General features: G+C 45.0%; 14 protein-coding genes and 1 riboswitch. Of the genes, 12 read left to right on the top strand and 2 right to left on the bottom strand.

From position 1 onward, the window contains the following. Positions 1-102 precede the first annotated feature (102 nt). Positions 103-876 carry a FadR/GntR family transcriptional regulator gene (locus JWG39_RS01405; RefSeq protein WP_205217547.1) on the bottom strand — a complete coding sequence of 258 codons (774 nt, stop codon included), beginning with the start codon at positions 874-876 and terminating at the stop codon, positions 103-105. A 523-nt stretch (positions 877-1,399) separates the two neighbouring features. On the opposite strand from JWG39_RS01405, the gene JWG39_RS01410 reads away from it, so the two are divergent. The 12 genes from JWG39_RS01410 to JWG39_RS01465 all read left to right on the top strand — a co-directional run bounded on the left by JWG39_RS01410 (position 1,400) and on the right by JWG39_RS01465 (position 18,366). Next, on the top strand, positions 1,400-1,858 hold the full coding sequence (locus JWG39_RS01410; RefSeq protein ID WP_205217548.1) for a lysozyme inhibitor LprI family protein: 459 nt from the start codon (positions 1,400-1,402) through the stop codon (positions 1,856-1,858). A gap of 403 nt (positions 1,859-2,261) precedes the next feature. Continuing rightward, the gene (gene chrA / locus JWG39_RS01415) at positions 2,262-3,482 is read left to right on the top strand and encodes a chromate efflux transporter (RefSeq protein WP_205217549.1); all 1,221 of its coding nucleotides are present in this window, start codon (positions 2,262-2,264) and stop codon (positions 3,480-3,482) included. 84 nt (positions 3,483-3,566) lie between these two features. Beyond that, positions 3,567-3,878 (top strand): cupin domain-containing protein, encoded by a 312-nt coding sequence (locus JWG39_RS01420; protein ID WP_205217550.1) that lies wholly within the window; start codon positions 3,567-3,569, stop codon positions 3,876-3,878. 103 nt (positions 3,879-3,981) lie between these two features. Further along, entirely contained in the window at positions 3,982-4,779 is a 798-nt protein-coding gene (locus JWG39_RS01425; protein ID WP_205217551.1) for a DODA-type extradiol aromatic ring-opening family dioxygenase, read from the top strand. 74 nt (positions 4,780-4,853) lie between these two features. Further along, on the top strand, positions 4,854-8,981 hold the full coding sequence (locus tag JWG39_RS01430; RefSeq protein WP_205217552.1) for a hypothetical protein: 4,128 nt from the start codon (positions 4,854-4,856) through the stop codon (positions 8,979-8,981). 141 nt (positions 8,982-9,122) lie between these two features. Then, positions 9,123-9,226: riboswitch (TPP riboswitch) on the top strand. A 76-nt stretch (positions 9,227-9,302) separates the two neighbouring features. Further along, entirely contained in the window at positions 9,303-9,611 is a 309-nt protein-coding gene (locus tag JWG39_RS01435) for an MTH1187 family thiamine-binding protein (RefSeq protein WP_205217553.1), read from the top strand. Continuing rightward, positions 9,604-10,665, top strand: coding sequence for an AIR synthase family protein (locus tag JWG39_RS01440; RefSeq protein WP_205217554.1), 1,062 nt, complete (start codon positions 9,604-9,606; stop codon positions 10,663-10,665). Before JWG39_RS01435 ends, JWG39_RS01440 begins: the two co-directional genes overlap by 8 nt. Positions 10,666-11,161: 496 nt before the next feature. After that, positions 11,162-12,385, top strand: a complete 1,224-nt coding sequence (gene glgC / locus JWG39_RS01445; protein WP_205217555.1) for a glucose-1-phosphate adenylyltransferase — start codon at positions 11,162-11,164, stop codon at positions 12,383-12,385. 86 nt (positions 12,386-12,471) lie between these two features. Continuing rightward, positions 12,472-13,230 (top strand): NifB/NifX family molybdenum-iron cluster-binding protein, encoded by a 759-nt coding sequence (locus JWG39_RS01450; RefSeq protein ID WP_205217556.1) that lies wholly within the window; start codon positions 12,472-12,474, stop codon positions 13,228-13,230. Then, positions 13,230-13,733, top strand: a complete 504-nt coding sequence (locus JWG39_RS01455) for a hypothetical protein (RefSeq protein WP_205217557.1) — start codon at positions 13,230-13,232, stop codon at positions 13,731-13,733. Before JWG39_RS01450 ends, JWG39_RS01455 begins: the two co-directional genes overlap by 1 nt. A gap of 414 nt (positions 13,734-14,147) precedes the next feature. After that, complete coding sequence (locus tag JWG39_RS01460; protein WP_205217558.1) at positions 14,148-15,110, top strand: glucokinase; 963 nt, start codon at positions 14,148-14,150, stop codon at positions 15,108-15,110. Positions 15,111-15,534: 424 nt separating this feature from the next. Continuing rightward, a complete protein-coding gene (locus tag JWG39_RS01465) occupies positions 15,535-18,366 on the top strand; it encodes a cache domain-containing protein (RefSeq protein WP_205217559.1) in 2,832 nt (943 codons plus the stop codon). Positions 18,367-18,920: 554 nt separating this feature from the next. On the opposite strand, the gene cydB is transcribed toward JWG39_RS01465, so the two are convergent. Beyond that, the gene (cydB, locus tag JWG39_RS01470) at positions 18,921-20,069 is read right to left on the bottom strand and encodes a cytochrome d ubiquinol oxidase subunit II (RefSeq protein ID WP_205217560.1); all 1,149 of its coding nucleotides are present in this window, start codon (positions 20,067-20,069) and stop codon (positions 18,921-18,923) included. Position 20,070 lies beyond the last annotated feature (1 nt).

Raw genomic sequence — 20,070 nt, forward strand, 5'->3', positions numbered from 1 at the left:
CTCCATTGTTTCTAAAATTATTCTTTAAGACTTTACAATCCCCGGGGAAGGGAGAATGCGAAGAATTGTAAATTTTCAGGACCTTTATGGTCTTGGGATTTTTTAAGACACTTGAGCAGTATCAGGCCCATCAGCGGAAACATTTTTTGATTCAGCTTTTTGATTTTCAACACACCTGTGCAGCAGGCCATAATGCGCAGATATCGAATTAAGCGCTTTCATGGGATCATTCTCAGCGATACGGCAGGCCGTGGCATGCCAGTTCTCTACCGTCTTTCGGCAATATACGGGATCATCATACAGGGCATAGTCATGGGAGCTGAAACCCTGTTGAATCGCTGTCATAACCCATTCAAAAATTGGATTCCTGCTCATCTTTGCCAGGGCGATATTCAGTATTTGATCCTGTCTTGCCAGGCTGTCCCTGTCCGGGGTCTCTCCTTCGAGGATTTCCAGAAGTTTTTCAGTCTCCGCTATGAGTGCCTGTTTTTCGGCTGCACTCGCCCGGGCAATAGCCAGAACAACAATAACCCGGTCTATACTCTCGCGGAATTCAACGATATGACCAGGAGCGACACGCTGCTGTTTAAGGAAAAGAGCGAGTGATTCGCCGACATTCGTCATCTCGATATTCTTTACATAGGCCCCGCCTTTTGCTCCTTTGCGGATCTCAACCAGCCCTTTTTGCTTCAAGGCGCGGATAGCCTCCCGAATTACGCCGCGCCCACATTGAAACTGGGTCTGCAGTTCTCTTTCACTGGGAAGACGCTCACCGGGCAGGATCTTCTCCCCGAGAATGGCCGCTTCAAGCTGCATGGCAATGTCTTCACCCGCTCTGCCAATTTGTGCTGGAGCAAAAATGGATTGTGTACTCATGTATGATTCTCCTGTAAGGGTGTTACTCGATATGCGGGAAAAGCAAGAGAATGGTACTACCAAACAAAAGAAAAAGCAAGCCAATTACAATAAGACGCTCCTAACCACAATCTTTTATTACACAATTACAACAATATAAACCTCTCTTCGTACAAGGAGGCAGAGACAACCCGCGCTTAATGGTCGGGCCAAACTGGTTGAATTATGAAAAAAGAGGGGTCAGGTCTACGGTTGAGATATGGGAATATCGAATAATCGCCCATATTTTTTGTTCGTCAGGATATTTTTTATGCACAGCACGATCATCACAAGCCCATTGCTGCTGGCATGGACGGAAGAAAGCATTTAAGATGCAACGAAGTCTTGCCAAAAGTGCCAGATTCACCCTTAACTGCCCGGGGAGATATCCAGGGGACATGTTATTCAAAAATATTAACAGGAAGCATAACGACTCATTTCACTGAATTTCACCAACACACGGAAACAATAAACTCCAGACTGCACTTTTAAATATATGAAATATATGAAATACATAATTACTCTTCTCCTTATTTTCTTTTGTAATATCGCAGAAGCAACTGACAAGAATGCCTGGCCTGACACCAGTGCCATGTATGCAGGATTAAGCCAGAAAGAGATATTAGACAAAAAGAACAGTAAAATAGAAGCCCTGACTCTGAAAATATCAGAGGAATTAGAGAAAAACATGCCAGACAACGGAAGAGTTCTGGCTGATTTGTTTACAGATAACCAGACGAAATGGCATGACTACGTCGACTCAACGTGTATGCTCATAGGTCAGGCAACTGGTGCGGGTGGATCATGGCCTTCTTATTATGCCCTGAAGTGTACAACCAACATGGCAGATCAGCGGATCTTCAACCTGGTCAACTCCCTGCAATGTATAAAAAGACATACAAGAAATAAAAATTATTATGACATTCCACTCTGTTTATATCAAAGTTACTCTATTGAGTATTAAACAAGGAATAACACCATTCCTATTAAGTTATGACCGTACTAAATGCCATTTTCATTTTCTATTGGTGAATGTAAAGGCAGGGGGATGGGAGACAGGAGAAAGGAGACGGGAGACAGGGAAAAGCAAAAGACGGAACAGCGAAAAACTTTTTACCAAAGGAAAGCTCTAAACATGCGAATAAAGGCAACAAAACTTTAAAAAAGATTTTAAAATTAAACAGAGAATTGCTGTTGTTCTATTGTTACTCTTTGCGTTCTCTGGTTAATACAAAATGTAAATGGTATAAGAATCAAAAAAAACAGCTTGTATAACCAGGCGATTACCCATTCTGTTACGCTTCACTCCGACTCGCTGAAGATCGCCGCTTACCTGCCCGTCAGCCATCACAAGGTACCGTTATCGCATGATTAAAAGTCAGAAATATTCCGTAAGCCAGGGACGTATACTGGAGGTGTTCCTGGCTTTTCTGAAGCTGGGATGTACATCATTCGGCGGACCAATTGCACATTTAGGATACTTTAGAGCTGAATTCGTCGAACGGCGCCACTGGCTCAACGACAGCCAGTTCGGGCATCTCCTGGCGATCTGCCAGTTTCTGCCTGGTCCTGCCAGCAGTCAGCTGGGATTCAGCATCGGTTTACTGCGTGCAGGGTGGCTCGGCGGACTTGCTGCTTTTTTGGCTTTTACGCTGCCTTCGGCCATTTTGCTTGTCGGGTTTGCGGCAGCCTTACCTCTTCTCTCCGGCCCCGTTGGGCAGGCCACTGTCCATGGCCTGAAGATAGTGGCCTGTGCCGTCGTTGCCGATGCACTTCTGGGGATGTCCAAAAAACTCTGCCCCGATACACCGAGGCAAACCATTGCCATCCTTTCTGCTGCCGCTTTGCTCATATTCAACTCAGCCATGGTTCAGCTGGCCCTTGTCGCGCTGGCTGCAATAGTCGGCGTCTTTCTCCTTCGTGGCAACATTACATCCAATGAAAAAAGCGATCTTCCAGTCCCTTTTGGGATGCGTACCGGAGGTATTCTTATTGCACTCTTCCTCGGATTGCTGGTTGTACTGCCAATGCTGGCCACTCTGGCTACTTCGGAATCTGGATTGCTGCCTGTCGCTGAAGCATTCTATCGAGCCGGTGCACTGGTTTTTGGCGGAGGTCATGTTGTGCTGCCATTGCTTCAGAATTCGGTTGTCTCCTCAGGCTGGGTTTCATCCAATGATTTTTTGGCAGGTTACGGTGCGTCACAGGCCATTCCAGGACCAATGTTTACCTTTTCCGCATATCTTGGCTCTGTAATTTCACCAGCCAGTAACTCCTGGCTCACAGCAGCAACGGCCCTGTGTTTTATGTTTCTCCCGGGGTTCCTGCTGGTCGCCGGGGTTCTCCCCTTCTGGCAGGCGCTATTCCACAACGCTGCAGCGGGTAACGCCATTGCCGGGATTAATGCAGCAGTTGTGGGTTTATTAGGCGCAGCTCTGTATGATCCTATATTCACAACAGGAATATCCAGTCCCATTGACCTGGCAATCGCACTTGTTGCCTTTGGACTGCTGGTCGTGTGGCGGGTTTCTCCGCTGGTCATAGTATTGTGGTGCGTTGCCGGAAGCGTTTTACCAATTCTGGTGTAAATTGGGGCAATGAACGATTGACGTCCCTCTTCAATTCAAACATTGTTTGTTTTTTATCCTTTGCATCCTCTACACAGAGAACACGTGAAAAATATATTCGAAGATATCCCTGATGATGTATCCGCTGAGGTTTTTGAAAATTTAGTCGAGAACCAAAACGTTACAATTGAACGGATAATATCAGAAGGTCACAGCTCACCAGATTCAGGATGGTATGACCAGGAAAAGAATGAATGGGTCTTAGTTTTACAAGGTGAAGCAATCATTTCTCTCTACAATGAATCTTCCGTACACCTGAAAGAAGGTGATTATTTAAATATTAAAGCTCATCAAAAACACAAAGTAGCATGGACAGCACCAGATATAAAAACCATTTGGCTGGCGGTTCATTATTAAACAAATATCTTAAACAAACCTGACTGGCGAATTCGTTTTTATATACTCTCTATGAACAGAATTACGCCTGTATCGACAAACAGAGAGTCGAAAGGAGACAACAATGAACCACAGTCCTAAAGCCCTGTTTATCTCTCATGGCGGTGGTCCGATGCCACTGATGGAAGACACCGGGCACAGTGAGCTGGTCACCTGTTTGAAGGAGCTGGCTGCAAATCTCCGCCGTCCTGATGCCATTATTGTCGTCAGTGCACACTGGGAGGAAGAAGTTGTCACGATCACTGCCAGCGAAACGCCCTCATTGATATATGACTACTCCGGTTTTCCAAAAGAGTCTTATGAGATTGAATATCCATGTAAAGGTGATCCTGTATTGGCTCTTGAGCTGTATCACGTACTGACCCAGGCCGGGATACAGGCAAAACTGGATCAGGAACGAGGTTTTGACCATGGAGTTTTCATTCCTCTTAAAATCATGTATCCCGAAGCAGACATCCCCTGTGTTCAGCTCTCTCTTCTGGCGTCTCTGGACCCTTCCAGCCATAGAGCAATCGGGAAGGCTTTGCGCGGCTTACGCCGGGAGAATGTCTTGCTGATCGGTTCAGGTTTCTCGTTTCACAATTTTAAGGCCTTTTTTGCTCCTGTGACCACTGAAATACGGGAATTGAACCATGCCTTTGAACAGTGGCTGCACGACTCCTGCTGCAATCCGGAGTATTCTGAAGAAGAAAGGGCCAGAAGGTTGAACCATTGGTTTGAAGCGCCAGGAGCCCGGTTTTGCCACCCTCGGGAAGAACACCTGCTGCCACTTCATGTTTGCTGTGGAGCAGCCCTCTCGCCATGCTCAGAGTCGCGGAACCTCAACATCATGAACAAAGAGTCGAGCATGTATGTGTGGTGAACCAAGGTAAGGGTACCTTGAATAAAGAATATGGGCGATTATTCGATATTCCCTGGAGTTTACATTGAAAATGTGTGACAAACTTTCATCAGAAAGACACTAAAATTTGCTCGCATACAGGAAAATGGTGGGATGATATGACTTTCCAAAGAAAATTATATTACGAATTATTACTGGTTGTTATCGGTTTGATACTGGCCTCACCCGTTGCCGCAAAAAGAGATGTTCCAGAGTCATTGAAAGAATGGGTTCCATGGGTACTGCATAACCAGGAAGAGCAACTTTGCACGTCATCCTATACAGGAAAACAGAAATTTTGTGTCTGGCCAGGCACTTTACAGCTGGACGTCAACTCGTCTGGAGGGAATTTTAAGCAACGCTGGAACATGGAAAAGAAGGGCTGGATTGTTTTACCTGGAAAAGAAAAACATTGGCCACAGGCTGTGTTGATAAACGAGAAATCTGCTTTGGTTGTGAACAAGAATGGTTTCCCTGCTCTTTTTGTAGAGTCCCCGGGAGAATATACTGTTGAAGGGAAATTTACCTGGGACTCTCTGCCAGAGTCTCTGACTCTCCCTCCAGGAACAGGCCTTGTATCTCCGCTTACAGTGAACGGAAAAGAGCAGGTAGCTGATATCACAAGTAATACTCTGTGGCTTTCCAAAAAAATAAATGCGGATCAACAAGAACGAGATGTGGTGCAAACCCAGGTCTATCGACACATAACAGACAGCATCCCGATGCTGATAACAACTCAGATCGATGTTCAGGTATCAGGAAAGCCCCGTGAATTAATTATCGACTGGACACCACCAGAGGATCAAATTCCAGTTGAACTGCGATGCTCTCTGCCCGTTAAGCTGGGTCCCGATCATAAAATTTATATGCAGGCAAGGGCAGGAAATTACAAGATAATATATACGTCGAGAGTAAAAGGGCCAGTCGATACCCTGCCGTTTAATGTGTCATCACAGGGACCAGACCACGAGTATTGGAGTTTTGCCTCAAGAAACAATCTTCGGATGGTCAAAATATCTGGTGTCCCGGCTGTAGATCCAGGCCAGACATCGATTCCCCGGGAGTGGCGTTCTTTACCTGCCTATCTGGTTAAAAAGGGCGAATCAATGCTTTTTGAAACGATTAAACGAGGTGATACAGAGCCTGCTCCAAATAATTTCAACCTCTCCCGTAAATTTTGGCTCGATGCAAGTGGCAAAGGGATAACGGTAGAAGATACTCTTTCAGGAGTTGTACATAAAAGCCCTCGTCTGGAGATGCAAAATCCTGCAAAACTGGGACGCATGAGAATTCATAACCGCGACCAGCTTATTACAAAAATGGAAAAGAGTGACAGGGCAGGTGTCGAGGTCAGGCAGGGCAATATAAAAGCACAGGCGGTAAGCAGAATAGAAGGGACACGAGTATTTCCTGCTGGAGGCTGGGGGCAAACCATTGAAAACCTGTCGGCGGAGCTGATACTGCAGCCGGGATGGAAACTGTTTTACGCACAAGGTGTTGATTCTGCGCACAGCTGGGTTTCAAGGTGGACGCTGCTTGACTGTTTTATTGTCCTGATCATTGTCATTGCATCTTTTAAAATTCTTGGCCCTGCAGCGGCAATAGTTGCCTTGATTGCACTCGTTCTTTCATATCACGATTTGAATGCTCCTGTGTATCTCTGGCTCGCCCTGTTGAGCTGTATTGCGATCATAAAAAATGCTCCTCATTTTAAATATATAAAAGTTGTAAAAAAGGGAAAAGTAATTTTACTTCTTGGCCTGGTTATAGTGATTCTTCCGTACTCTGTGAAACAGCTGAGAGAAGGATTTTATCCTCAACTTGAAAGATCTTACTCCAGCCAGAGTAATCAATATAGAGCACCGGCTGTGCAAAGAAATAAAGCAGAAGCGAAGAGAACTCTTGCTGGATCTTTTACGGACTCTGCACCAGAGACATTACAGATGTCAAGAATACAGATGTCAAGAATATCAGAAAAAAAACCAAAAATCCTGCAACAACAATTTGATACACAGTCTAAGGTTCAGGCAGGTCCCGGGGTACCAAACCGAATATGGAACGTTATACGACTGAGATGGAATGGGCCGGTAGATGCTTCACTGAACGTAAAACTGTATCTCATCTCACCTTTTATAAACATGCTTCTTATCCTCTTAAAAATAGCAGCAATATATCTTCTTGCATTTTTGATGTTTCGTAAGGGCAGGGACAAAGAGATTGTATTTCATTTGGCTGATATCAGTCCAGACGGCAAGGTCATCGGCTCCATACTCCTGTTTTTTTCGCTGTTTGCAGTTGTTCCAGGTGCGTCCTGCTCCCAGTACCCGACACAGGAACTTCTGGAAACACTTCAGGAAAGGCTGACTGAACCTGCTGAATGTTTTCCTTTTTGTGCAGATTTTAACTCCATGGATATTAATCTGAAAGATACAACCATTTCAGTAAAGATATCTGCAAACAGTTATGAGGATGCTGCTGTCCCTCTTCCCACAGGAAAGGGTATATTCTGGAAAAATATCACCCTGGACACAGAAGATAAATCAGCTCTTGCTGAAGGGAAAAATTTATGGCTGTTGCTGCCAAAGGGACAGAATACTATCCTTTTAACGGGTCAGATTACTACATCTGATTTCCAATTTAACCTGCCCTTGAAACCCCATGTTGTTCATTTTACAGGTGACGATGGATGGTCAATTGAAGGCCTGGATGTCAATAAAGTTCCTGAGGGTCAGTTACAATTCATAAAACAGGAAAAACAGGATACACAAAACTTTGGGGAGTCGACACTTCCTCCGCTGATTAAAATAGAGCGAACACTGCAGCTTGGTGTTGAATGGTATCTGGAGTCAACAGTCACGCGTCTTTCCCCGACAGGCACGTCTGTATATCTAAAAATCCCTCTTGTAACGGGTGAATCTGTAACGGATGGAGCCTATAAGGTCAGCGAGAACAACATTGAAATAAATATGGGTCCGAAGGTGAAAACCATGCAATGGAGTTCTGTGTTGAAGAAGCAGGATGCACTGACTCTGGTTGCAGCAGACACGACGAAATGGACGGAAATATGGAGACTGAACGCCAGTCCAATCTGGCATATAGAGTCAACAGGATCGCCAGTGATTCAGCAGCATTCAACCACGGGGGCATGGCAGCCAGAATGGCATCCGTGGGCAAATGAGAAGATTACCCTCAACATATCAAGACCACCAGGGATTGAGGGTGAGACAAAAACAATAGAATCCAGTAAATTGAAAGTTGTTCCAGGTCTTCGCTCCACATTAATGGAATTGTCTTTTACGGTGCGTTCCACACGTGGGGATCAACAAACAATAATCCTGCCCGAAAATATCATTTTACAGTCTTTAAAGATTAATAACCGACAACAACCTGTCAAAAATGATAATACGGTAGTCGTTCCACTTGTACCAGGATCTCAGAAAATTGAAATCAAGATGAACTCACCGGTCGGAATCAGTACCTTCTTTAAGGTGCCGAAAATTAATATCGGTCTGGACAGTGTGAACAATGATATTGAGATAAAAACAGGTGCACGCTGGGTGTGGTTTGTTCGTGGGCCACAACAGGGGCCGACGATACTTTTCTACAGTGAACTGCTCATCATATTACTGGTTGCAACAGCATTGGGAATCTCAAAGTTAACGCCACTTTCTGTTTTCAAGTGGATTATCCTGGGCCTCGGTCTGAGTCAGAGCGGGTTGATTCCCTGCGGAATAATTGTTGTATGGTTTACAGCTTTGCAGTACCGCAAGCTCAAAGGGGGATCATTGTCGGGTGGTACTTTCAATTTCCTGCAGATCGTTCTGATTCTGTTAACTGTATTTTCGTCTGGAGCAATTATCTATGCTGTACAACATGGTTTGCTCGGACATCCTGATATGCAGATTGCAGGGAATGGTTCTAACAGTTACTTTTTACGCTGGTATCAGGATCATATTGCAGCAGTTTTACCGCAACCGGTTGTTGTCTCAATTCCTATAATGGCCTATAGAATACTCATGCTGATCTGGGCATTATGGCTTGCCTTCAATCTCCTGGCATGGGTTAAGTGGGGATGGGAATGTTTGACAACAGAAAAGATGTGGGTTGATTCTGTATTCAAACGCAAAAACGCTGTATTCAAACGCAAAAAGAAAGTTCGAGTTGATACAAATAAATTGGTCTAAAAAATCATCACGATGCAGCGTGGTATTACCAATGTACGATTCGGGAGTTAACTGGACAAGAGAGGTCTCTGAGAGTTTCCCGGCAGTTCCAGGGAAGCCAACCGAAGATTTGACTCTTTTGCGCGGTATTATTAACTACAAATGTAACGGATGGGGTGGTCATTTCAATTCCGAAATGATCTGAGATTATACCCGATGAACCTGATGCAGATAATGCTGCCGAAGGGAAACGTTCATCGCGCACTTTTCTTGCAAATATAATTTATAGTGCTCCCCTCCCAATAATGCACTTTTAATGCATACTTATTACAGGAGGTTTCTATGCTGGCCAGCTTTGCGGTTCTCCCCTTTGGTGCGGGAGAAGAATTAAAGGAACTCGTTGCCGAAGCTCTTTCGGTAGTCGAAGAATCAGGACTTGATTATAAACTTGGAGCAATGCAAACAACACTCGAAGGTGATCCTGATGAAGTCATGAGCGTTATTATGCAATGCCATAAACGTGTTTTAGCGTTGGTGCCACGAGTACTCACAAACATTACTCTCGATGATCGAAAAGGTGCAACACATCGTCTTATCGGAAAAGTTACTGATGTAGAGAGCGTCCTTGGACGGGAGCTGAAGCATGAGTAAGGAGAACGTACCTGCTGAAGATAATGCCCCCAGTATTGGGAAAATGAGTCCTGACAGGATGGAAAGACTTGTTGCCGGCTGCTTTGGAGCTCCCAGTTCAAAAGTTATCATAGGTCCTGGACAAGGGCTGGATGCTGGCATTATCAGTCTTGATGATGGTCGAATTATGGCTGTTGCCGAAGATCCAATTTTCCCTGCTGCAGGACTTTCACTGGAAATGTTTGGCCAGTTTACTGTTCATATTGGAGCCAGTGATGTTGCTGTAACCGGTGTAAAACCCGAGTTTATGACCTACTCTCTGTTGCTGCCTCCAAAATTTCCAGAAAAAGACACCAGAACAATTATCAGCTCAATATCTGAAACAGCAACGAAACTCGGGATTACAATCGTCGGAGGACACACCGGATGGTATGGTGCTGTCACGATACCCACCGTTGGTGGCATTACAGTCTGGGGCTATGCTCAAAAAGATAAATGGATTTCTCCCGGGGGAGCACAAGATGGTGATATCCTTTTAATGACAAAAGGCCCGGCAATTGAAGCGGCTGCCCTGCTCGCCGTATTGAACAAAGACTACCTGGCCCGCTCAATGAAAGCAGATTTGCTTGAGAGAGTTTTACGGAGAACAGACGAAATTACCGTTGTATCAGATGCATCTGTCGCATTTAAAGCAGGTGGTGTTCATTCAATGCATGATGCAACCGAAGGCGGAGTGCTTTGCGGGTTGTGGGAAATATCCTCATCTGCACGGACACCTCTTTTTGCCGATTTTGACAAGATAACTGTCCCTGAAGACATTGCCCAATGTGCTTCACTCTTAGGCTTTGATCCATGGCAATCTATAAGTGAGGGAACGCTGCTTGCATCAGTAGCCCCGGAACACGTTGCATCTGTGACAAAAGCACTGGAAGATTCAGGCTCAGCATGCTTCAAACTTGGCCATTTTGACAAAAGTCTTTCATCAAGCATGCTCACCCGCAATGGAGTTACGACAAAACTGCCCTCTCCAGGTCCTGATCAATTCTGGGATCTTTTTGCAAATCCGCATCAGTAAAAAAACACGTTGAAAAGCTGTTATACCATTCCGATTAAGTTGTGACCTCACTAAATGCCATTTTTACTTTCTATTGGCGAATTTAAAAGGTAGGAGACAGGGAAAAGAAAAAGACGGAACAGCGAAAAACTTTTTGCCAACGAATAAAAGCTCTAATCATGCGAATAAAGGCAAAAAAAATTAAAAAAGATTTTAAAATTAAACAGAGAATTGCTGTTGTTCTATCTTTACTCGTTCTCTGGTTAATACAAAATGTAAATGGTATAATACTCCTGGTGCACTGTATGGCTTAACTTCGGATACAAACGTTTTCGTTTAATGCGTTGTCCCTGTTCGTGAAAATTCGTGTCCATTCGTGGTTACAAAATGTAAATGGTACTACAAGACACGGCCAGGATGTGGTGCCTGCTGACTGCCATTGGTGCAGCCGGCAAGGCGGTCTTTCAGGAAAGCGAGATTGACAGTAATTTTATAATCAATTGGTAAAGAGGTCACCATGCAAGATCAAACATTAACTTTTATTTTAGCTGGAGGAGCAGGTTCCCGGTTATATCCTTTGACCGCAAGCCGCTCCAAGCCATCAGTTCCTTTTGGCGGAAAGTACCGGATTATTGATTTTACTCTGACCAATTGTCTGCACTCAGGATTGCGTCGAATCTTAGTTTTGACACAGTATAAATCCCACTCCCTGAATAAGCATCTTCGAGATGGATGGTCTATTTACAATCCAGAACTGGGGGAATATATAACGCCTGTTCCTGCCCAGATGAACAGTGGAGAACAGTGGTATCAAGGGACAGCCGATGCTATTTTTCAGAATCTGAATCTACTGGAGCGCAGCAATGCCGAATACACCTTAATTCTTGCCGGAGATCATATCTATCGGATGGACTATGCAGCAATGCTCAGCTCACATCAAGAACAAGGGGCAGATGTCACTATAGCCTGTATGGAAGTTCCTGTGGAGCAGGCAAAGTCATTTGGGGTGGTTGTTATCAATGAGGATCTTAAAATAATTGCGTTTGAGGAAAAGCCAGATCAACCGACACCTCATCCTGAAAACCCCGAAAAAGCACTTGTCTCCATGGGCTTATATGTGTTTTCAACAAAGCTGTTGAGCCAGACATTGGCACAAGATCAGCAAAATGACGCTTCCAATCACGATTTTGGCAAAGATATTTTGCCACTGATGGTGCAACAGCACAACGTCCAGGCCTACAAGTTTGGAGGAGCACGCGGCAGGGTAACTCCAGATTACTACTGGCGCGATGTGGGCACACTGGATGCCTACTATCAGGCAAATATGGATCTGCTGAATCCTGTTCCTCCGTTAAATCTTTATCAGCGAAACTGGCCTATTCGGACCTATCAGCCACAGGCACCGCCTGCGAGAACTATTATTGGGAGCTCTGGCGATGAAAGCATCTGCGTTAATTCAATATTGGCCGGTGGTGTTGTAATTTCCGGCGGAAATGTTCGCCATTCCATATTGTCCCACGATGTTTTTATTGATGACAGCGCTATCATAGAAAAATCAATTTTATTTGGTGATGTTCGTGTTGGCGCCGGAGCAAAATTAAGAAACTGTATTATTGATCAGAATGTAAACATTCCCCCTGGGGAGCAGATTGGGTATGATCTGGATAAAGACCGAAATCGATTTACAGTTTCTGAACAGGGAATCGTCATCGTACCAAGGGGCTTTGTTTTTGTCTCCTGAAGAGAAAAATTTGAACTCATTTATGCACCAGAACGAAATATGAATTTTTTCCAGGTCCCCATAACAAAAAGAAGAAAGGCAGAAGTATGAAAATTGGTTTCCCGGCTGACAGCAACACTCTCGATGCTCTGATCACAGAGAAAATGAGCAATGCCACCTGGCTCCTTGTGGTTGACACTGACGATATGAGTTTTGAGGCAGTGCCAGCTCCACAGATGTCCGCCAGATCAGGTGCCGGCGTCCAGGGCCTCACCCTTCTGCTTGAAATGGATGCCGAGGTGCTGATGATCGGCTATATCGCTCCCCATATTGCCCAACCCCTTGAGAAAAGCGGCATTAAGGTAATCACCGGCGTCAGCGGCCATGTAGAAGATAAGGTGAATCAATATGCAGAATTAAAGAAGTCCAGGGTTTCCACACCGCAAAAAGGAGTTGCCCGTGGTGCCTTTAAAAAAACCATGAAGCAGTTCTCCTCCATGCTTCCAGTATTGCTGGGGGTTATCATGATCATGGGACTTCTTCAGGCCTTTTTATCCAAAGATCTGATATTGAAGATTTTCTCTAAAAATTCATTGATGGACACCATTATCGGAACATTCACCGGGAGCATTTTTGCCGGCAACCCGGTGAACTCTTATGTCATAGGCCAGTCATTGCTGGAACTGGGCGCAGGATGGGCCGGTGTTTGTGCCCTGATGTTTTCATGGGTGAGCATCGGGCTGGTTCAGATGCCTGCAGAGGCCCAGGCCATGGGTTTCCGGTTTGCCATGGTACGTAACGGCGCTGCTTTTATCATCACCATTGCGGCATCACTGCTGACAGTTTTTTTTGCAGGAGTATGGTAATGCATTTTCCAAAACAGTTGAAATCCTGGATATTCCCGGCCTGTGCTGCTGCCGCCTGTATTGTTGTGTGGATAATGGTACCTGAGAAAATTGTTCCGGTTCTCAGAATCATAAAAACCATTACCCTGCAGATGGCCATTCCCCTTTTGATTTCCCTTTTTATGATGTTTTTATTGAACATGTATATCTCTACCGCCTCTATAACCCGCTTGATGGGCAAAAAAGGGGGACTCTCAGGAATACTCTTTTCATCCATTGCCGGTATTGTTTCCATGGGACCTGTTTTTGCCTGGTTCCCCTTTCTTAAGGCATTGAAAGAAAAAGGCATGGCCGATGTATATCTGGCCAATTTTTTATCCTGCAGAGCGGTAAAGCCTGTGCTTTTTCCGGTATTAATCACCTATTTCGGCTGGCGCTTTTCACTGGTATTTATAACAATGAGCCTGGCCATCGCCTGGGGAACAGCCTTTATTTTTTTCCTGTCAGGGAAAAGACTGGAATAAAAGAGTAAGGAAAAAGGTTTGATACCATTTACATTTTGTATTGGCGGATTCAAAGACAGGGACGGGAAACGGGAGACAGGAGACGGGAGACGGGAGACGGGAGGCAGGAAAAAGCAAAAGGTCTTTGTAGAGACGAGCAATTGAGGCATCTCCAGCACAACGGACGTTTCTACAATGAGATCAATTTTACATCCTGTTTATCCATTCGTAATCGCCAAAAAAGATGTCCACGCAGTCGCGTTTTCTGGTCAGTAAAAAATGTGATTGGTTTGAATGGGTAAAACATTTTTTTTCACCGCGAAGAACGCGAAGGAAGGCAAAGACCGGGTAGCCAGCGAAAAACGTGAAACACACTGAAATGTCTCTATATAAAATGCCCTTTTCGTATGTAAGCGTACAAACAGGAGTGCAATAATGACGAAAAAAATTCTTGCAGCAGATATTGGCGGTACAAACAGTCGGTTTGCCCATTTTGAAATAAACCAGCACAACACCCTCACTCTGGTAAACACAGAATGGCTGCCCACTGCCGGGGCAGAATCGTTTTCGCAACTCCTTGATCAACTCCAAAACAGCAATTTTACCTTAAAACCCGACCAGGCGGATATTGCAGTTATTGGTGCAGCCGGGCCGGTAGAACATGAGAGATACTGTGCCCCGCCCTATATTCCATGGGCTATAGATTTAGATGCAGATTTAGGTACGAACGCCTTTCGCCAGTCCATTTTGATCAACGATTTTGTTGCCCAGGCCTATGCTTGTCGATCTCCAGTGGGTAAAGCGGCACGCAGAATTCTTGACGGTCGGATAGATGCCAGACAGACAGTCGGTGTCCTGGGTGCCGGTACGGCACTTGGCAAGGCTTTTTTAATTCCGATAACACGCGTTGATTTTCTGGCCGTGCCCTCCGAGGGTGGACATGCAACCTTTCCTTTCATTTCCCAGAGAGAGTTCTCTTTTCAGGAATTTTACAGAGAAAAAAGTGGCCTGCAGCACATTACCGGGAACCTTGTGGTTTCTGGCAGGGGGTTACGCTACATACACTGGTTTTTAACCGGCGAGGAGCTTGAGCCAAAAGAGGTGAGTGCGGGATTTACAGCAGAATCAGAGACCCTGGCCTGGGCAGCGAAATTCTATGGTCGTATCTGTCGCAACTTTGCTCTTGAAGCAATGACCCGCGGTGGCGTGTACATTGCGGGAGGTGTCGCCGCTAAAAATCCCGAACTTCTCACCCATGAAAATTTTCGAGCCGAGTTTTTGGATTCCCCGACCATGGGCAGGCTGCTGGCAGAAATTCCAGTGTTTCTTCTTGAAAATCAGGACAGCGGTCTTTGGGGGGCTGCTTTTCATGGACAGCAGATTTTACGGAAAAAATAAAGTGTACCTTTCATTTTAAAAGAAGAGTTTGTACCTGCTTTCCAAAACGGTTTGTAAGGAACAGCATAACAATGAATCAAGAGAAAAAACGTCTTGAAGCGCAGCGTCTTGGTACTGAAAACTGGCGGCTGTGGGGCCCCTTTCGGATGACTCCCAAAATTGATTAATAACCCTGGTGCACTGTACGGCTTAACTTCGGATACAAACGTTTTCGTTTAATGCGTTGTCCCTGTTCGTGAAAATTCGTGTATATTCGTGGTTACAAACTGCAAAAGGAATCACGAATAGACACGGATAAACACGAATTATTACTCATTCGTAATCGCCAAAAAAAATATCCCCAATGTCAAGAGTCGGTCTTGATGCAGAAAGCGCGGTAAAGCATAATTTGGAGCTGGTACTGAAGAAGAAAAACAGAGGAAGAATGATGAGAAAAAAAAGAAGTTTTTACAAGCTCATTCAATTATGGGGAATCATTTCTTTGACAGCACTTTCCATTGCTATTGTTGGTATTGACCTTGTTACCATCTATCACGATTTCAACATCCGTATAGATAACATGCGGACGGATTATATTGAGCAGCAAAAGCAGACGAGCAAGCGTGAAGTTGAACGTATTATTGATATGATTAACGATGAAAGAAAACAAAGTGAGTCCCTGGCAAGGGATAAAATAAAATTGAGGGTTTATCAGGCGCATACTATTGCTCAAAATATTTATCAGAGAAACAAAACGACTCAAAGCGATGCTGAAATTCAGCAAATTATCATAGAGGCATTAAGACCCCTCCGATTTGAACACGGAAACGGTTATTATTTTGCCAACAGCCTGGATAGTTTTCTCTTTGCCGATAAACCGGAAAATAAAGGCGTAAACCTGCTGAAGATACAAGATAAATACGTCCGAGATGTCATTAAAGATACGATTGAAACAGCAGTGCAATCCGGCGAAGGTTTTTATGAATACAACGGGGCAAAACCGCACTCAACCGGGAGTACCTTTAAAAAAATCTTTTTCATCAAAAAATTTGAACCTTATGACTTCTTTATCGGAATCGGTTTGTCTGTGGAAGATATAGAAGAGCCGATAAAAGCGGACTGGATGGAACGAATTAACCATATACGTTATGGCAAAAACAAGGTCGGGTACCTGTTCGCTGGCAGCTGGCATGGAAAATCCCTTGCGCATGGCGCACAGCCTGATCTTATTGGCACAGATTTGTGGGAGTGGGAAGACAGCAGAGGGAATAAAACATCACAGATGACTATCGCCGCCTCTAAAAAGAAAGACGGAGACTATACCACCTTTTGGTGGCGAAAACCCGACACAGGAGAAGAGCAGCCGAAAATTACTTACGCAAAGGCAGTACCTGGTTGGGAATTATTTATTGCTTCAGGTTTTTATACAGACGATATAGAACAAAACATAACAGCTTTACGGGCGGCATTAAACGCGCATACAAAAACAAAGATTCTCATCCTTGTTATAATCGTTGCCATAGCATTTTCGCTGTTTTTCATTTTATTCAACGTATTGACAAATCGATTAAAAAGAGATCTTAATATGTTTGTCTCCTTTTTTAATCAAGCGGCTTTCTCGAATAAAAAGATCGATAGGGAAGCTATTTATTGTATGGAATTTGATCAAATGGCCGAATCCGCCAACAAGATGATAGCTGACCGCAAAAAGACAGAGGAGGCGTTGACCGAGAGCGAACAACTCTTCCGCTCCACCTTTGAAGACCTGCAGCTGGGCGTTCTGGTAAGCGCCATCGATTCCAGCATTGTGCTGAGTAATCCAGCAGCCTGCCGTATTCTCGGGCCCGGCGTAGAGCAGATTGCCGGCAAGGCCATAACCAATCCGCTTTGTAATTTCGTTCGGGTCGACGGGTCTGTTCTCCCCTCGGAAGAACTTCCGATGGCCCGCGTGACAGCAACCGGTAAGAGTATCTCTGATCAAATCATTGGCATTATGAAGCCCGGTTACACGGAACCCACCTGGATCAACGCCAACGCGGTTCCGATCTTTTCGGAGGAAAACCAGCTGCTTCGGGTCATCGGGAATTTTATGGATATTACCGAGCGTCTGAACCTCCAGGCCCAGCTTATACAGGCACAGAAGATGGAATCAGTGGGTCGTCTGGCCGGTGGTGTAGCACACGACTTCAACAATATGCTCAGCATCATCATTGGTTATGGGGAAATGGCTTTGGAAAAGGTGGACGGGAAGAACAGCCTGCATGGTGACATTACAGAGATTCTCATGGCCGCAAAGCGTTCAACAAACATTACCCGTCAGCTGCTCGCTTTTGCCAGGCAGCAGCCCATTGCTCCAAAAGTGATTGACCCTAATGAAATAATTGAAAATATGCTCAAAATGCTCCGGCGGTTGATCGGCGAAGATATAAATCTTGACTGGCTGCCTGAAGCAAAAGTGTGGCCAATCAAAATTGACCCCTCTCAAATCGATCAAATTCTGGCAAACCTTTGCCTTAACGCCCGAGACGCTGTCGCCGACGTGGGCAAGGTGACCATCGAAACAAAAAATGTCACCTTTGATGAGGAATATTGCGCAAATCACACAAATTTTGTTCCCGGTGAATATATAATGCTCGCTGTAAGCGATGACGGCAGTGGAATAGAGCCGGAAATACAGAACAAGATTTTTGAACCGTTTTTCACGACCAAAAGCATGGGCAAGGGTACCGGGCTGGGACTGGCTACCGTTTATGGTATTGTTAAACAGAACAACGGGTTCATCAACATATACAGTGAACCTGACAAAGGAACAACGATAAAGGTCTACTTGTCACGGCATACAGGTCAGACTGTCGAAATACATCGTGAAGCTGAAGCAGCTTTAGAAATCCCCTTAAGCCACGGCGAGACGATATTGCTGGTTGAGGACAATGAGCCTCTTCTGGACCTCAGCAAAAAAATGATGGAAGATCTGGGCTATACGGTATTAGCTACAACCGCTTCCAACAATGCTGTCAGCCTTGCACAAGAATACGATGGCGAGATTAACCTTCTGTTGACGGATGTGGTAATGCCAGAAATGAACGGACTTGAGTTATCCAAACAACTGCAAAGCCTTTACCCTGATATGAAAATTCTTTTTATGTCCGGTTACGCTGCTAATATCATAACCAACCGAGGCGTTTTAGAAGCAGGTTCTTTTTTCATACCAAAACCGTTTTCTAAAAAATATCTGGCACTCAAGGTAAGAGAGGCGCTGGACAGTCCAAAGACCTGATACCATTTACATTTTGTGTTGACCAGAGAACACGACTGCGTGAACATCTTTTGTGGCGATGACGAATGGATAAACAGGCGAAAAAAGACAAAGACAAAAAGGGAGAAGGGAGGCAGGAGACAGGAAAAAACAGGGCAACAAAACCTGATAATGTTCGTTGTCGGATGAAACTGTTTTAAGGTGCTCTTGTGAAAGACAGTACAGTGAAAAGATTTTTTGCCAACGAAAAATACTCTAAACATACGAAAAAGGACATTTTATATAGAGAAGCTTTCGTGTATTTCGCTGGCCATCCAGTCTTTGTCTTACCGTCTTTTGCTTTTTCCTGTCTCCCGTCTCCTTTCTCCTGTTTCCTGTTTCCCGTCCTCCTGCCTTTAAATCCACCAGTAGAAAGTGAAAATGGCATTAAGTAAGGTCACAACTTAATAGGAATAGTATTACTCATCATCAAGCAGGTTCCCACTGGCAAGAACCTTTCTGCACAGGGTGTTGGACAGAACAATTACCAGCAGCCATACAATCAGCATGAATGCATTCATCATAGCTCATCTCCTTTAGTAGACATGTTCGTTTTCAATCTCGTCAACGCTAATTTTAATGGAGTCCATTTTTCTCCAGACCACAATAATATAGGCCAGTACGACCGGGATGAGCAGCGCCACATAACCCATTACGGTGAGAGTGTAGTGCGTTGACGACGCATTATGAATCGTCAAACTCGACTGCAGATCACTAAACGACGGGTAGAAAGCGGTGTCGTTAAGACCCGCAGTAAACAGCAGGGCAAGAGCCACAAGGAAGGTGCCGAGACCACCAAACCAGATACCGGTGCGCCCGATACCGAAACCTGTACGGGTAACACCTATAATGCACAGCAGCAAACCGAACACCAGCATGCCGAGAACCTTGGGCATGGCAAGAATATTACTGAGATATTTATACGCAACCATGCTCACAACACCGTCTGCATCAACACCATAACCATCCATTATCAGCAGACCACCAAGGATATAGAGCAGAAAGGGCAGAGAGATCAGGAAGCTGACAAGGCACTGTTTGCGAGTTCGCTCTTCAAGTTCCCGATTCCGGGTGAAATCGATATTATTGATCAGATACATTGCTCCGAGAGTCCGCGCATTGAAGACAAGGAAAACACCAAAGCAGATATTGAAGACAGTACCGGCGCGAAGAGAAAGCGCCGCATCAAGACCGCGCAGCGGGCTGCCCCAGATGACCTGGTTGTATTCATTAAGGCTGAAGTTGGAACCGGTGAAAAATGTACCGAGAGCCACCCCAATGAGTAAAATACCGACGGAACCATTGATAAACAACAGTAATTCATAAAATCGGGAACCAAAGACGTTATATGGTTTCTTACGAAACTCGTAGCTGACCGCCTGCAGAATGAAGGTGAAAAGAATCAGCATCCAGACCCAGTACGCTCCACCGAAAGAGGTAGCGTAGAACTTCGGAAAGGCAGCAAAGAGTGCGCCGCCGAAGAGCACGAGGGTGGTAAAGGTAAGCTCCCATTTTCGTCCGAGAGAGTTGATGACAAGGGATTTTTCCTGATCCGTTTTGGCGATCTTCCAGAGCAGCGTCTGACCGCCCTGTACAAAATTCATGAACAGGAAAAGTGCCCCGACTATAGAGCAGATAACCCACCAGATTACCTGCAACACTGAAGTATCCAGACTTCCAATCATT

Source organism: Desulforhopalus vacuolatus (assembly GCF_016918505.1).
In the GTDB taxonomy this organism is placed as follows: domain Bacteria; phylum Desulfobacterota; class Desulfobulbia; order Desulfobulbales; family Desulfocapsaceae; genus Desulforhopalus; species Desulforhopalus vacuolatus.

Bases quoted from the DNA above. Each gene is read 5' to 3' on its own strand.
- JWG39_RS01405 (WP_205217547.1), bottom strand. From the start codon at position 876: ATGAGTACACAATCCATTTTTGCTCCAGCACAAATTGGCAGAGCGGGT.
- JWG39_RS01410 (WP_205217548.1), top strand. From the start codon at position 1,400: ATGAAATACATAATTACTCTTCTCCTTATTTTCTTTTGTAATATCGCA.
- chrA (WP_205217549.1), top strand. From the start codon at position 2,262: ATGATTAAAAGTCAGAAATATTCCGTAAGCCAGGGACGTATACTGGAG.
- JWG39_RS01425 (WP_205217551.1), top strand. From the start codon at position 3,982: ATGAACCACAGTCCTAAAGCCCTGTTTATCTCTCATGGCGGTGGTCCG.
- JWG39_RS01435 (WP_205217553.1), top strand. From the start codon at position 9,303: ATGCTGGCCAGCTTTGCGGTTCTCCCCTTTGGTGCGGGAGAAGAATTA.
- JWG39_RS01440 (WP_205217554.1), top strand. From the start codon at position 9,604: ATGAGTAAGGAGAACGTACCTGCTGAAGATAATGCCCCCAGTATTGGG.
- glgC (WP_205217555.1), top strand. From the start codon at position 11,162: ATGCAAGATCAAACATTAACTTTTATTTTAGCTGGAGGAGCAGGTTCC.
- JWG39_RS01450 (WP_205217556.1), top strand. From the start codon at position 12,472: ATGAAAATTGGTTTCCCGGCTGACAGCAACACTCTCGATGCTCTGATC.
- JWG39_RS01455 (WP_205217557.1), top strand. From the start codon at position 13,230: ATGCATTTTCCAAAACAGTTGAAATCCTGGATATTCCCGGCCTGTGCT.
- JWG39_RS01460 (WP_205217558.1), top strand. From the start codon at position 14,148: ATGACGAAAAAAATTCTTGCAGCAGATATTGGCGGTACAAACAGTCGG.
- JWG39_RS01465 (WP_205217559.1), top strand. From the start codon at position 15,535: ATGATGAGAAAAAAAAGAAGTTTTTACAAGCTCATTCAATTATGGGGA.
- cydB (WP_205217560.1), bottom strand. From the start codon at position 20,069: ATGATTGGAAGTCTGGATACTTCAGTGTTGCAGGTAATCTGGTGGGTT.